Below are 12710 nucleotides of genomic sequence, written 5' to 3'. Positions count from 1 at the left end.
GTTGGGCGAAGGAATGGCAAGGGAGTGCAATGGAGATCGACGACTGCATCATTGTGGGCGCGGGCCCCGCCGGGCTCACCGCGGCGATCTATCTGGCGCGGTTCCACCTGCGCATCAGGCTGTTCGACAACGGATCGAGCCGCGCCGCGCTGATCCCGCGGACCAACAATCACGCCGGCTATCCCGACGGCATTCCGGGCATTGAACTTCTCCAGTTGATGTACCGCCAGGCCGAGCGTTTCGGTGCGCTGCGCGAGGACGCGCATGTCGACGCTATCGTGCCTGACGGTGACGGCTTCGTCGTGAAGGTCGGCGACCGTAGCATTCGGACGCGCACCGTCCTGCTGGCGACCGGCGTCATCAACAATCGCCCCGACATGCCGCAACAGGAACACGACGCCGCGCTGGCCAAGGGAATGATACGCTACTGCCCGATCTGCGACGGGTACGAAGTGACCGACAAGCGCATCGGCGTGATCGGGACCGGCGACCACGGCATGCGCGAGGCGCTGTTCCTGCGCGCATACAGCAAGCAGGTGACGCTGATTGCGCCGGGCGCGGCGCACGACCTCGACGACGCGTGCCGGGCCAAGCTCGACGACGCTGGGATCGAGCATCTCGACGGCCCCTGCACGCCCATCACGATCGACGGCGACTCCATCCGCGTCGCCACGTCGAAAGGCGAGCGGGCGTTCGACACCGTCTATCCCGCCTTGGGCTCGGTGATCCGATCGGAACTGGCGGTGGCCGCGGGCGCGCGTGCGAGCGAGGATGGGTGCCTGGAGGTCGATGCGCACCAGCGCACCTCGGTCCTAGGACTGTTCGCGGCGGGCGACGTGGTAAAGGGGCTGGATCAGATCAGCCACGCGATGGGCGAAGCCGGCGTCGCCGCGACGGCGATCCGCAACCTGCTCGACGAACGGGAGGCGATCAGGCGGTAGCGAACGCGGCGGTCACGACCAGCCGCTCGGCATCCCAGTCGGGCACCGCCTCTGGCCGCATCGGCACCATGAAACGCTTGCCGTCGCGCCGTTCGATCTCGAGTACGTCACCCGCACCGAAATTCTCGACCAGCACGACGCGGCCGAGCGCTTCGCCCGCGTCGGACACGGCGGCCAGACCGATCAGGTCGGCGTGGTAATATTCGCCATCGGCGAGCGGCGGCAGCGCGGATCTCGGGACGGTGAGTTCGGTGCCGCGCAACGCTTCCGCGGCGTTGCGGTCGGCGATTTCGGCGAAGCGTGCGATCGCGCCTTGCGGGGTCGGGCGAAGCGACCTGATCGTCAGCGCGCCGTCATTGAAGCTTTTGAACGGCTTGAGGTCGTCGGCGAAGACCTTCAGCCGGACCTCCCCCGTCACGCCATGCGCGCCGATGATCGCCGCGAGCGTGACGGGGGCGTCGGACATTACGCCTTCGCTTCTTCCTCGGCGGCGCCTTCGGCCGGGGCCTGAGCGCTCTCGCCCTCTGATGCAGCAGCGTCGTCACCGGCATCGCTGTCGGGAGTCGCTTCGTTGACCTCGGCAGCAGGTGCGTCGGCTTCGACGGGCGAAGTCTCTTCGGCCACCGCTTCGGCGACGGCTTCGGCTTCCGGCGTCGGTTCTTCGGTCGCGGCCTCGACTTCCGCGGCCATTACAGCTTCGGTTTCGGCGTTCGAACCCTCGGCGGGCGCTTCCTCGGCGGTCACTTCCGGCTCGGGGGCCGGCGCGTTCTTGGCTTCCTCGGCCGCAGCAGCGGCGGCAGCAGCTTTCTCGGCGCGCTCTTCGGCGCGCTCGGTGGCCTTCTCGCCCGGCTTGCCCTTGTTCGGGTTGTTCTTCGCGGTACGCTCACGCACACCGGCGACGTCGAGGAAGCGCGCGACACGGTCGGTCGGCTGCGCGCCGACGCTCAGCCAATGCTTGGCGCGGTCGGCGTCGAGCTGGATGCGCTGGTCGTTATCCTTGGCGAGGAGCGGATTGTAGTTGCCGATCTTCTCGATGAACTTGCCGTCACGCGGGCTGCGCGCGTCGGCGACGACGATGCGGTAATACGGGCGCTTCTTCGAGCCGCCACGCGAAAGACGAATACTGAGTGCCATTGTAGTTCAACTTCCTTAGTTAGATTACTGAAATTACTTCTTTTTAACGTTCATGAAATTCTGGAACCCCGGCGGCATTTTCGCACCGGTGCCGGGCAGTCCGGGCAACCCGCCCATCTGGTTCATCGCATCGCCGAGCTCGGGCCCGCCCATCGCATTGCCCAAACCGCCCATGCCGCCCTTCCCGAGCATCGCCATCATGCCCTTCAGGCCGCCCATCTTCTTGATGCGCTTCATCGCGGTCGCCATTTCCTGATGCATCTTCATCAGCTTGTTGACGTCCTGCACGGTGGTGCCTGAACCCTTGGCGACGCGGATCTTACGCTTGGCGTTCATCAGCTCAGGCCGCGATCGCTCCTTGGGCGTCATCGAGGTGATGATCGCATCCATCCGCAGCAGCACCTTGTCGCCGCCAGCCTGATCGACCGCGGCCTGCGCCTTCTTCATGCCGGGGATCATCCCCGCCAGCGCGCCCACGCCGCCCATCTTGCGCATCTGTTCCAGTTGCGAGCGGAGGTCGTTGAGGTCGAACTGACCCTTCTCCATCCGCCGCGCCATGCGCTCGGCGTCTTCCTGCTGGATCGTCTCGGCGGCACGCTCGACCAGCGACACGACATCGCCCATGCCGAGAATGCGGCTCGCCACGCGTGATGGATGGAAGCCCTCAAGCGCGTCCAGCTTTTCGCCGGTACCCGCAAACTTGATCGGCTTGCCCGTGACCGCGCGCATCGACAGCGCCGCACCACCGCGCGCATCGCCATCCATGCGGGTCAGCACCACGCCGGTCAGCGGCACCTGTTCGGAGAAGCTGGTCGCGACGTTGACCGCATCCTGGCCGGTCAGGCTGTCGACGACGAGCAGGATTTCCTGTGGCTTCGCGATATCCGCGACCGCCTTCATCTCGTCCATCAGCGCCTGATCGACATGGAGGCGGCCCGCCGTGTCGAGCATCAGGACGTCATAGCCCTGCAACTTCGCCGCCTGAATCGCGCGGCGGGCGATGTCGACCGGCTGCTGGCCCGGCACGATCGGCAGCGTCGCGACCTCGGTCTGCTCTCCGAGCACCGCCAGCTGTTCCTGCGCGTTCGGCCGATTGACATCGAGCGACGCCATCAACACCTTCTTGCGGTCGCGCCCCCCCGCGCCGCCACTCAGCCGCTTGGCGATCTTTGCAGTAGTGGTGGTCTTACCGGAGCCCTGCAGCCCGACCATCATGAATACGGCCGGCGGCGTCACGCCCAGATTGAGCTCGCTCTCGTCAGCGCCGAGCATCTCGACCAGCGCGTCATTGACGATCTTGACGACCTGCTGCCCCGGCGTGACCGAGCGCAGGACGTTCTGCCCAACCGCTTGTTCAGTCACCTTCTCGACAAAATCGCGCGCGACAGGCAGCGCGACGTCCGCCTCCAACAGCGCAATCCGCACTTCGCGCATCGCCCCGCGCACGTCCGCCTCGGTCAGCGCGCCACGGCCACGCAACCGGTCGAACACACCGCCAAGACGATCGCTCAGGCTGTCGAACATTCAAAAACTCCTCTGCCGTCCCGGAAAACGCAAAACACGCCGGCGGACGAAACCTCGTCGGCCGGCGTCACCCAGATGGGTGCACAATTTCGCGTTCGCAAAGGGAACGGTCGGCGGTGCCCCTAGCCGAACATGGTCGCCGAAGCAACCCGATGCCTCATTGGGCTGCGTCCCGCGCCTTGACCCCGGCCTGCCACCCTTCCTGCCACGCGGCCATGAAGCCGCCCTTCTTGAAAGGGTTCATCGTCTGGGGCTTGCCCTTCTTGCCCACAGCATAGCCATCGCTCCAAGCCTTTTCCTGCGGATTCGCCATACAATCTCCGTGATTTTTCTCGGCCATAGGGCGGCGGTGGACAATCTCAAAACGGTGCCTGGCTTTAACGGCTTCTTGACCCTGCGATGCGATCACCGCCGCTGGACCAGACCGCGCGCGCGGTCGTGTGGCGGGGATTTGGCATGAGCGAACCGGCGACGAACCGGCGTGATTTGTTGGGCGGCGCGGTCGCCGTCGCCGCGATTATCATGTTCGTCGGTACAGGCAGTGCTGCGCTGTCGATGATCGTAACCAACTATTTCGCCGGCAAGGGCGGCACCGACCAGACGCTGGTTATCGCGATGTTGCTCAACATCGCGCTGATCCTGTTCGGCTGGCGGCGTCATCGCGAACTGAGCAGCCAGATGCTCGAACGGGCCGCGGCGGAGGAACGCGCCGCGTTGCTGGCGTCGAAGGATCCACTGACAGGCTTCCTCAACCGCCGCAGCCTGGCGGAGGAAGGCGCCGCAATGATGTCACGCGCGGAACGCCGCAACAAGGCGGTCGCGCTGCTGATGGTCGATCTCGATCATTTCAAGACGGTCAACGACATGCATGGGCACGCGGCCGGCGATTCGCTGTTGCGCGCTGTTGCGGGGGAAATCGCCCAGATCCTACCCGATTCCGCGCTCTCCGCGCGCTTCAGCGGCGACGAATTCGCGTGCGCCATGCTGTTCGACGCCGACAATCCCGACAGCGTCAAGCGTGTCGCGGAACGGCTCGTCTCGCGACTGGGCCAGCCTTTTTACATAGAGGGACTAGACCTCAGTATTTCCGCTTCGATTGGCATCGCCCGCAGCGACGCCAACTGCCCGAGTGTCGATGCGCTGCTGCGCGCGGCCGACATCGCGCTCTATGCGGCGAAGAATGCGGGGCGGAACCGCCACGTCTGGTTCGACATCTCGATGGAACGCGAGTTACAGGCGCGCAACGAGTTGGAGGGCGCGTTGCGCGCCGCGATCCCGCGCGGCGAAATCCAGCCCTATTTCGATCAGCAAATCGACATGACTACCGGCCGCCTCACCGGATTCGAGGTATTGGCGCGCTGGCAACACCCGCAGCGCGGCCTGATCGTGGCCGAGCATTTCGTGCCGATTGCCGAAGAAACCGGCATGATCGCCGATTTGTCGATGACGGTGATGCGTCAGGCACTGACGACCGCGAGAGACTGGCATCCTGGCCTGACGCTCGCGGTAAACCTGTCGCCATGGCAACTCAAGGACGCCTGGCTGGCGCAGAAGATCATCAAATTGCTGACCGAAACCGGTTTCCCGGCCAGCCGGCTGGAAATCGAAATCACCGAAAGCGCCTTGTTCGAAAACATGGCGCTGGCGCAATCGATCATCGGTAGCCTGAAAAACCAGGGCATCAAGCTGGCGCTAGACGATTTCGGGACGGGCTATTCCAGCCTCGCACATCTGCGCGCGCTGCCGTTCGACCGGATCAAGATCGACAAGAGCTTCGTCATGTCGATCAACCAGAACCCGGAAAGCGCGGCGATCGTCAACGCGATAGCGCGGCTAGGCGAGAGCCTCAACTTGTCGATCACCGCCGAAGGTATCGAGGACAAGGCGACCGAGGAACGGATGCGCTCGCTCGGCTGCACCCGCGGCCAGGGGCATTGCTTTGGCCGTCCTCTGTCGGCGGCGAACGCGCGCCGGTTGCTGGCCGAGCGGCGGTTGCTAACGACGACACCACCGGACGAAGTCGCGGAAGACCCGATCAGCCGCCGCGTCGCGGGTTGAAGCGCTTCCCGACACGCCCGGTCGTGGACTTGGCGGCCGCTCGCCCCTAGATCAGCCGCCATGTCATCGCTTCTGCAGCCCGAGGTCATCAGCCTGGGGTGCCGCCTCAACATCGCCGAGAGCGAAACGATCCGCGCCTTGCTGGGCGACCGCAACGTCGTCGTGGTGAACAGTTGCGCGGTGACCAACACCGCCGTCAAGCAGACCCGCGCCGCGATCCGCAAGGCGCGCCGCGCGCGGCCGTGCGCGATGCTGGCGGTGACGGGCTGCGCGGCGCAGATCGACCCGGCCAGATTTGCCGCGATGCCGGAAGTCGATCGCGTCATCGGCAATAGCGACAAGTTGCTGCCCGAGGCATGGGGCGCGTCCGACGCGCTCATAGTCCGCGATATGGCGCGCGTGACCGAAATCGCGCCGCACCTCGCCGTCGCCACCGACCAATCGCGCGCCTTCGTCGAGGTGCAGAACGGCTGCGACCATCGCTGCACCTTCTGCGCGATCCCGTTCGGGCGCGGACCGAGCCGTTCGGCCCCAGCGGGCGCTGTGATCGAGGCGATCGAGCGTGTCGTCGCGGCGGGCAAGAATGAGGTCGTGCTGACCGGCGTCGATCTGACCAGTTACGGCACCGACCTGCCCGGCCAGCCCAATCTCGGCAGCTTGGTCGAGCGTATCCTCGCCCGTACCACCCTGCCCCGTCTGCGCCTCTCGTCGATCGACGCGCCGGAGATCGACGACCGCCTGTTCGCGCTGTTGACGCAGGAGGCGCGCGTGATGCCGCACCTCCATCTGTCGCTGCAGGCGGGCGACGACATGATCCTCAAGCGGATGAAGCGCCGCCACGCGCGCGCCGATGCCGTTCGGCTGGTCGAGCGGCTGAAGGTAGCGCGGCCGGAGATCGCGATCGGCGCGGACTTGATTGCCGGCTTCCCGACCGAAGACGCCGCGATGGCTGCCAACAGCCTCGCGCTGATCGACGATTGCGACATCGTCCACGCCCACATCTTCCCCTACTCGCCCCGCGCTGGCACTCCTGCCGCGCGGATGCCGCAAGTTGCGCCCAAGGTCCGCCGCGAGCGTGCCGCACGGCTCCGCGAGGCAGCGGCGCGGCGGAAGACTGCTTGGCTGCGCTCGCTGATCGGGACAACGCAGCACGTGCTGGTCGAAGCGCCCGGTGACCGCGGCCACACCGCCAATTTCGCCGACATCAGGCTCGACCGCACCCACACGACAAGTGACATCGTTTCCGTGACCATCACGCCCGACAATCTGAGCCCCATCGCATGAGCACCTCCCCCTCCTGGCATCAGCGCCTGCTTGGCGGCTTCAAGCGCACGTCGGACCGGCTGGTCGGCAACCTCGCCGGGCTCGGCACCGCGCGGCTCGACGACGATACACTCGACGAGATCGAGGAGGCGCTGATCGCCTCCGACCTAGGTCCCGCCACCGCCGCGCGCATCCGCGCTCGCCTCGCCGAGGGCAGTTTCGAGCGAGATATGGAGGAACTCGGCATCCGCCTGGTCGTCGCCGAGGAGATCGAGAAGACGCTGGCCAAGGTCGCCAAGCCGCTCGAGATAGAGGCGTTTCCACGCCCGCAGGTGCTGCTCGTGATCGGCGTCAACGGATCTGGCAAGACCACCACGATCGCCAAGCTCGCGCACCTGCTGCAGGAACAGGATTACGGTGTCATGCTCGCAGCGGGCGACACGTTCCGTGCCGCGGCGATCGGCCAGCTCCAGACCTGGGCCGACCGCGTCGGGGTCGAGCTGGTCAAGGGGCCCGAAGGCGGCGACGCGGCGGGGATCGTGTTCGAAGCGGTCAAGCGCGCGACCGACAAGGGCATCGATGCGCTGATCGTCGACACCGCCGGGCGGCTGCAGAACAAGCGCGAGCTTATGGACGAACTGGCCAAGATCCGCCGCGTGCTCGGCCGCATCAACCCCGCGAGCCCGCACGACGTCATCCTCGTGCTCGACGCGACGACCGGCCAGAACGCGCTCAGCCAGATCGAGGTGTTCAAGGAAGTCGCCGGCGTCACCGGGCTTGTCATGACCAAGCTCGACGGCACCGCGCGCGGCGGCGTTCTGGTCGCGGCGGCGGAGAAATACGGCCTGCCGATCCATGCGATCGGCGTCGGCGAAAAGATCGACGACCTCCGCCCGTTCGAACCGAAAGAGGTTGCGCGGATCATCGCCGGGGTCGAGGAACTGCTGAAATGACCGACAAGAAAGAGAGCGCGGGCCTGCGGCTCGCGATCGACTACGCCCCGTTGCTGGTGTTCGTCGCGATCACCTTCTTCGCGCCCAACGCGCCGCTGATGAAACTGGTCGCCGGCATCACCCACGGCCTCGACGGCATGGAGCAGATGAAGGCGCTCGTCATCGCGCGCGTGATCGTCGCGACGACGGCGTTCATGGTCGCGACCGTGATCGCGATGGTGGTGTCGCAGATCAGGCTCGGCTCGATCTCCCCGATGCTGTGGATTTCGGGCGTTCTGGTCGTCGTGTTCGGCGGGCTGACGGTCTATTTCCACGACCCGAGCTTCATCAAGATGAAGCCGACCTTCGTGTATCTGCTGTTCTCGGGCACGCTGGCGTTCGGGCTGTTCACCGGGCGGCCGTTGCTCGAGCAATTGCTCGGCACCGCTTATCCGGGGCTGAGCGCCGAGGGATGGCGCAAGGTGACGCGCAACTGGGCGCTGTTCTTCCTGTTCATGGCCGCGCTCAACGAGTTCGTGTGGCGCGTGACGGCGCCCAATGCGGGCGATCCGATCACCTTCTGGGCCGGGTTCAAGCTGTGGGGCGCGATCCCGCTGACGATGCTGTTCGCGTTCGCCAACGTGCCGATGATGCTGAAGCACGGACTGATGGCGGAGACGGGCAACGATGCCGCCGACGCCGCGATCAAGGAATTGCCGCCGGAATGACGGCTAAGTTGACACTAGCTTCACACTGTCACGATGTCCCGGCCTGCCGTGTTCTGCGAAAGCGGGAACCAAGGATAGTGCGGTCAACGCGGCTCTAGGCTCCTGCTTTCGCAGGAGCACGGCTGCGGATGGCGTTACGATGTCAAAGAGCGTGCGCGAGGCTGACGCACGAAATCCTACATTGCAAGCGGTGTCTGCTATTGGGTGGGAAGCTGTCGATTCATCCATCCAACTCACATTATCGGTGGGTCCCCGTCCAAAGGAACGAGCACTCGGAGCGCAACCCGCTGACGATCTTTAACCTCCTGCATTGAGCGAGCGTCGTTTAGATCAGCCGGGTGCCCCTGCGCAGCTTCGAGCCCTTTGACAGCCCAATAGCGGATTTCCCTGGCGCACTCGCTGGCTACCCGTTGGCGCGCCGCCTTGTCCAAGTATGTAACACCGACAAGCTGCCGTTTAGCGCATCGTTTAGCGGGAGTAACAAAGTCGTCGCGAGAAGCGCATGAGCCGACGAACCCGAGCAATATCATACCGAGCATCAGCCCGACCAAGGTATGCAAAATAACTCGGTGGCTCATCGGCAATCGGACTTAGTGCAGTGATAATCCACCGAAAGCTCGGTTTGCTTCATTGATTTGATCCGCGAGGCTGAACTTTCTCGTTGGAAATCTGATTCACGCTTATCGACATTGTGCCGTCGTCATACTGAATACGACCGCTTATAGCGGCAACTACTATCGATGTGGGTTCGCGTGTTTTGCGGTCGAACCGATCCAAATAGAGGCGCATCAGCTTCGCAAAATCAGCGCTGCTGTCGCGGCGAGCCGTAAGTCTGACATTGCCGTGGCAAGCAACGGGAGCGAATTCCACGATTTCCTGGTCCACAGGAATATAAATCGAAGGCACCTTCTCGATATCAGCAACTCTTCTTGCCAAAATCCCTTCGCATACGCCCCGATTAATCTCGTCGCTGGTCGCATTGTTCGACGTTTGTTGGCATCGAGCCTCGCATCCCTGCAACATCACAAGGGAGGTAAGTAGCGGGAGGCAGCCATGCATTCTCGTCTCAACGCGTAGCCAACCCCAATGACTAAATTTGTGGAGCAGCTTTGGCGCACCATCCGACGGAATTTCCAACGTCCGCAATTGGGTCGTTCGCGGGCACGGGTTTTGCCGGACGAACTAGTCAGCGGGTGTCCGCCGAAACCACTGCCATTGCCCGAAGGTAAGCGCACCGAACGCAAACGCCACAGCGATCATGGCCAGCGCGACAAGGGGTCTGCTCAACGAATCATCGAAGGCCATCCAGCCGACGGCGGCGGCAACCGCGAACATCGCGGCGACTAGCGCCGCCCCGAAGAATGAGAGCGCCAGAAACAAGCGGTAGCTCTTTCCATATCTCTTCGGCGTGAACAGCATCGCATATTCTTACCACGAAAGAGCGCAGGTGGGTAGTTGGACGGAACGTCCGCAAATGGGTCGAAAGTGGCCACCGCGATCACACAAAAAGGCCCCGGCAATCGCCGAGGCCTTTCCGGTAAATTCTGTTGTAAAGCTCAGCCCAGCGCAGCCTCATACCGCCGACCGGCCTCGTCCCAGTTCACAACGTCCCACCACGCCTTGAGATACCCCGGCCGGTCGTTGCGATAGACGAGGTAGTATGCGTGTTCCCACACGTCGTTGCCCAGGACCGGCGTGCCCTTTTCCTTGGCGTCGTCCATCAGCGGGTTGTCCTGGTTGGGGGTCGAGGTGACCTTCAGCGTGCCCGACGAATCCGCGATCACCCATGCCCAGCCCGAACCGAACTGGCCGGCGCCCTTGCCGTTGAAATCTTCCTTCAGCTTGTCGAGCCCGCCGTATGCGTCGATCGCGTCCTTCAGTTTGCCGGACGGCTGGGTCGATCCCGCGGGCGCCATGATGTTCCAGAAGAAATCGTGGTTCCACCAGCCACCGCCATTGTTGCGCACCTTGGGCGACAGGGTCGAGGCGGTGGCGAACAGTTCCTCGATCGTCTTGCCTTCCAGCCCGCTCTCGGCGACGCCGGCGTTCAGGTTGGTGGTGTAGGCGGCGTGATGCTTGTCGTGGTGGAACTGCATCGTCTCCTTCGAGATAACAGGTTCCAGCGCGTCGTAAGCGTAAGGCAGCGGGGGGAGTTCGAAAGCCATCGGGCTTCTCCTTCTTCGGGCATGATGATCGGGGTTCGCGATGCAAACGCCGGTGCCAGCCAAATGGGTCCGCTGGCTTCGTTGCGCAAGCGATTCCATCGCCGCCCGACACAAAAAGGGCGCCGCCCGCCCCCCGCTAGCGACGCCCCTTCGCGCCCCCTTCTGCGAAATTCAGGCCGCCACGGAAGTAAATTCCGGGACGTCGAACACAGGCGGTGCCCGTGTCGGCCGGCCTGTCGCAGTCTCGCGGCCAACTGCGTTAGCCGCGTGCCGCTCGGGCTCAGCCGACGCCGAGCGAACATGCCTCCAAGCCGACCAGCGCGTCGGACACCGAATCCAGCTTCAGGCTTTCGACCACGGAGTCGCCGTCCATGATGCCAAGCAGGCGGTTCTTGCCCAGGTCGGCGAGGAAGGTCTTGCCCGATACCGAGAATTTGTAGCCCGATCCCAGGCCGTCGAACTTGACGCCCTTGAAATTGACCGTTCCCCAGCCCTTGTCGATGGTGTCGCCGTTCACGAAATAGAGCTGGAACTTGTAGCTGCCGCCATCCACCACGCCCTTCAGCTGACCGTCGATCACGGAAACGCGAGCAGTGTCTTCCTTGGGGTAATAAGCGACGCGCAGGATGGTGTCGCCGGCATAGGAGCGCAACAACGCGCAATTGTCGTCGTTCCGGTAGAGATCCCAGCCGCCGTCATATTTCTTGATCGGGCCGTCGGAATCGACGGGCATCGCGCCCATCGCCACGCTGATCAGCGCCACCAAACTCAACATCTATCCTGTCCCCCAAGTCCCCACTTGCCTGCCCGACGCATGCCGCAGATGCCGGGAGGCGTATAGGATATTTTGGTCAGCCGCCGGGGAGCAGGTCGTGCCGGCGAAGTGCGTGGCGAAGCTGGTCGTAGCTCAGCCCCAGCGCGTCGGCGGTATGCCGCTGGTTGAAGCGGTTGGCGGCGAGCGCCTTGGCCAGCACGTCGCGTTCGAACCGCGCGACGCGGGACTTGAAGTCGGCGGGCTCGGGGTCTGCCGGACCCACGGAGGGCGCCGCGGGCATGGCGGGCGCCGGCGCTGGTTGCGGGCCGGCCCCCGCGCCAGGCCGATGCGGCGACTGGAACGGGTCGAATTCGATATGCGCGATCGGGCCGGGCTGGTCCCAGCGATAGACGGCACGCTCGACGACGTTGCGAAGCTCGCGGACGTTGCCCGGCCATTGATAGTCGATCAGCGCGTCGATCGCCTCGGGCGAGAAGCCTTCCCAATCGCGCGCCATCTCCGCCGCCATGCGCCGCCCGAAATGGTCGGCGAGCACCCCGACGTCGCCCGGACGCGCGCGGAGCGGCGGCAGCGTCACGACCTCGAAGCTAAGCCGGTCGAGCAAGTCAGCGCGGAACTGGTTCCGCTCGACCTTGTCGGGCAGATGCTCGTTGGTCGCCGCGACGATGCGCACATCGACCCGCACCGGATGCGACGCGCCGATCCGCGTGACCTCGCCATATTCGACCGCGCGCAACAGCCGCTCCTGCGCCGCCATCGACAACGTGCCGAGTTCGTCGAGAAACAGGGTACCGCCATCGGCTTCCTCGAACCGTCCCGGCCGCGCGCGCGTCGCGCCGGTGAAGGCCCCCGCCTCATGACCGAACAATTCGGCCTCGATCAGCGTTTCCGGCAGCGCGGCGCAGTTCATGATGATGAGCGGCTGGTCCCAGCGCGGGCTGAGGCGGTGGAGGCGTTCGGCGACGAGTTCCTTGCCCGTCCCGCGCTCGCCGATGACCAGCACCGGACGGTCGAGCGCAGCGGCGCGGCTGGCGCGTTCCAGCGCGTCGAGAAACGGGCCTGACTCGCCAATAACTTGCGTTGCGCGCTCCATGTCCAACACTTGGTGTAATTTGCCAACTCTTGGCAAGGAAAATCCGCCAACTGACCCCGCCACCCTACAGAAAATGGCGGATTTCTGCCGTTTTTCG

At 64.5% G+C, this 12710-nt stretch carries 13 protein-coding genes and 1 pseudogene; 5 read left to right on the top strand and 9 right to left on the bottom strand.

The window, feature by feature from the left end; all coding sequences use genetic code 11:
- Positions 1–29: 29 nt before the first annotated feature.
- On the top strand, positions 30–941 hold the full coding sequence (locus J0J06_RS04150) for an NAD(P)/FAD-dependent oxidoreductase (RefSeq protein ID WP_294040080.1): 912 nt from the start codon (positions 30–32) through the stop codon (positions 939–941).
- Here J0J06_RS04150 and rimM read toward each other — a convergent pair.
- The 4 genes and pseudogenes from rimM to J0J06_RS04130 all read right to left on the bottom strand — a co-directional run bounded on the left by rimM (position 931) and on the right by J0J06_RS04130 (position 3912).
- Positions 931–1407 carry a ribosome maturation factor RimM gene (rimM, locus tag J0J06_RS04145; protein ID WP_294040079.1) on the bottom strand — a complete coding sequence of 159 codons (477 nt, stop codon included), beginning with the start codon at positions 1405–1407 and terminating at the stop codon, positions 931–933. The two genes, J0J06_RS04150 and rimM, sit on opposite strands and share 11 nt — an antisense overlap.
- A gap of 254 nt (positions 1408–1661) precedes the next feature.
- A pseudogene (gene rpsP / locus J0J06_RS04140) lies at positions 1662–2075 on the bottom strand (30S ribosomal protein S16); the annotation flags it as partial.
- 33 nt (positions 2076–2108) lie between these two features.
- Entirely contained in the window at positions 2109–3599 is a 1491-nt protein-coding gene (gene ffh / locus J0J06_RS04135; RefSeq protein ID WP_294040078.1) for a signal recognition particle protein, read from the bottom strand.
- Positions 3600–3756: 157 nt separating this feature from the next.
- The gene (locus tag J0J06_RS04130; protein ID WP_294040077.1) at positions 3757–3912 is read right to left on the bottom strand and encodes a hypothetical protein; all 156 of its coding nucleotides are present in this window, start codon (positions 3910–3912) and stop codon (positions 3757–3759) included.
- Between the two features lie 143 nt (positions 3913–4055).
- Between J0J06_RS04130 and J0J06_RS04125 the strand changes: the two genes are divergently transcribed.
- From J0J06_RS04125 to J0J06_RS04110, 4 genes are read left to right on the top strand one after another with little or no spacing between them, the layout of a single operon-like run.
- Entirely contained in the window at positions 4056–5657 is a 1602-nt protein-coding gene (locus J0J06_RS04125; protein WP_294040076.1) for an EAL domain-containing protein, read from the top strand.
- A 60-nt stretch (positions 5658–5717) separates the two neighbouring features.
- Positions 5718–6941, top strand: a complete 1224-nt coding sequence (gene mtaB, locus J0J06_RS04120) for a tRNA (N(6)-L-threonylcarbamoyladenosine(37)-C(2))-methylthiotransferase MtaB (RefSeq protein ID WP_294040075.1) — start codon at positions 5718–5720, stop codon at positions 6939–6941.
- On the top strand, positions 6938–7873 hold the full coding sequence (gene ftsY / locus J0J06_RS04115; protein WP_294040074.1) for a signal recognition particle-docking protein FtsY: 936 nt from the start codon (positions 6938–6940) through the stop codon (positions 7871–7873). The genes mtaB and ftsY overlap by 4 nt, the downstream gene beginning before the upstream one ends.
- Positions 7870–8580 carry an inner membrane-spanning protein YciB gene (locus tag J0J06_RS04110; RefSeq protein WP_294040073.1) on the top strand — a complete coding sequence of 237 codons (711 nt, stop codon included), beginning with the start codon at positions 7870–7872 and terminating at the stop codon, positions 8578–8580. Before ftsY ends, J0J06_RS04110 begins: the two co-directional genes overlap by 4 nt.
- A 627-nt stretch (positions 8581–9207) precedes the next feature.
- Here the strand turns inward: J0J06_RS04110 and J0J06_RS04105 are convergent.
- The 5 genes from J0J06_RS04105 to pspF all read right to left on the bottom strand — a co-directional run bounded on the left by J0J06_RS04105 (position 9208) and on the right by pspF (position 12613).
- Positions 9208–9603, bottom strand: coding sequence for a hypothetical protein (locus tag J0J06_RS04105; protein WP_294040072.1), 396 nt, complete (start codon positions 9601–9603; stop codon positions 9208–9210).
- Between the two features lie 159 nt (positions 9604–9762).
- Positions 9763–9999 (bottom strand): hypothetical protein, encoded by a 237-nt coding sequence (locus J0J06_RS04100; protein ID WP_294040071.1) that lies wholly within the window; start codon positions 9997–9999, stop codon positions 9763–9765.
- Between the two features lie 137 nt (positions 10000–10136).
- Positions 10137–10745 (bottom strand): superoxide dismutase, encoded by a 609-nt coding sequence (locus tag J0J06_RS04095; RefSeq protein ID WP_294040070.1) that lies wholly within the window; start codon positions 10743–10745, stop codon positions 10137–10139.
- A gap of 280 nt (positions 10746–11025) precedes the next feature.
- Complete coding sequence (locus tag J0J06_RS04090) at positions 11026–11520, bottom strand: hypothetical protein (protein WP_294040069.1); 495 nt, start codon at positions 11518–11520, stop codon at positions 11026–11028.
- 76 nt (positions 11521–11596) lie between these two features.
- Positions 11597–12613, bottom strand: coding sequence for a phage shock protein operon transcriptional activator (pspF, locus tag J0J06_RS04085; protein WP_294040068.1), 1017 nt, complete (start codon positions 12611–12613; stop codon positions 11597–11599).
- Positions 12614–12710 lie beyond the last annotated feature (97 nt).

Source organism: Sphingomonas sp. (genome assembly GCF_017304615.1).
In the GTDB taxonomy this organism is placed as follows: Bacteria; Pseudomonadota; Alphaproteobacteria; order Sphingomonadales; family Sphingomonadaceae; genus Sphingomonas.
Note: the sequence above shows the minus strand (reverse complement) of the source record. Positions and strands in the feature narration are given on the sequence as shown.

Excerpts from the sequence above, each read along its gene's own strand:
- J0J06_RS04110 (WP_294040073.1), top strand. The coding sequence starts at position 7,870 with ATGACCGACAAGAAAGAGAGCGCGGGCCTGCGGCTCGCGATCGACTAC.
- J0J06_RS04090 (WP_294040069.1), bottom strand. The coding sequence starts at position 11,520 with ATGTTGAGTTTGGTGGCGCTGATCAGCGTGGCGATGGGCGCGATGCCC.
- J0J06_RS04095 (WP_294040070.1), bottom strand. The coding sequence starts at position 10,745 with ATGGCTTTCGAACTCCCCCCGCTGCCTTACGCTTACGACGCGCTGGAA.
- rimM (WP_294040079.1), bottom strand. The coding sequence starts at position 1,407 with ATGTCCGACGCCCCCGTCACGCTCGCGGCGATCATCGGCGCGCATGGC.
- J0J06_RS04105 (WP_294040072.1), bottom strand. The coding sequence starts at position 9,603 with ATGTTGCAGGGATGCGAGGCTCGATGCCAACAAACGTCGAACAATGCG.
- J0J06_RS04125 (WP_294040076.1), top strand. The coding sequence starts at position 4,056 with ATGAGCGAACCGGCGACGAACCGGCGTGATTTGTTGGGCGGCGCGGTC.
- J0J06_RS04130 (WP_294040077.1), bottom strand. The coding sequence starts at position 3,912 with ATGGCGAATCCGCAGGAAAAGGCTTGGAGCGATGGCTATGCTGTGGGC.
- ftsY (WP_294040074.1), top strand. The coding sequence starts at position 6,938 with ATGAGCACCTCCCCCTCCTGGCATCAGCGCCTGCTTGGCGGCTTCAAG.
- mtaB (WP_294040075.1), top strand. The coding sequence starts at position 5,718 with ATGTCATCGCTTCTGCAGCCCGAGGTCATCAGCCTGGGGTGCCGCCTC.
- J0J06_RS04100 (WP_294040071.1), bottom strand. The coding sequence starts at position 9,999 with ATGCTGTTCACGCCGAAGAGATATGGAAAGAGCTACCGCTTGTTTCTG.
- pspF (WP_294040068.1), bottom strand. The coding sequence starts at position 12,613 with ATGGAGCGCGCAACGCAAGTTATTGGCGAGTCAGGCCCGTTTCTCGAC.
- J0J06_RS04150 (WP_294040080.1), top strand. The coding sequence starts at position 30 with ATGGAGATCGACGACTGCATCATTGTGGGCGCGGGCCCCGCCGGGCTC.
- ffh (WP_294040078.1), bottom strand. The coding sequence starts at position 3,599 with ATGTTCGACAGCCTGAGCGATCGTCTTGGCGGTGTGTTCGACCGGTTG.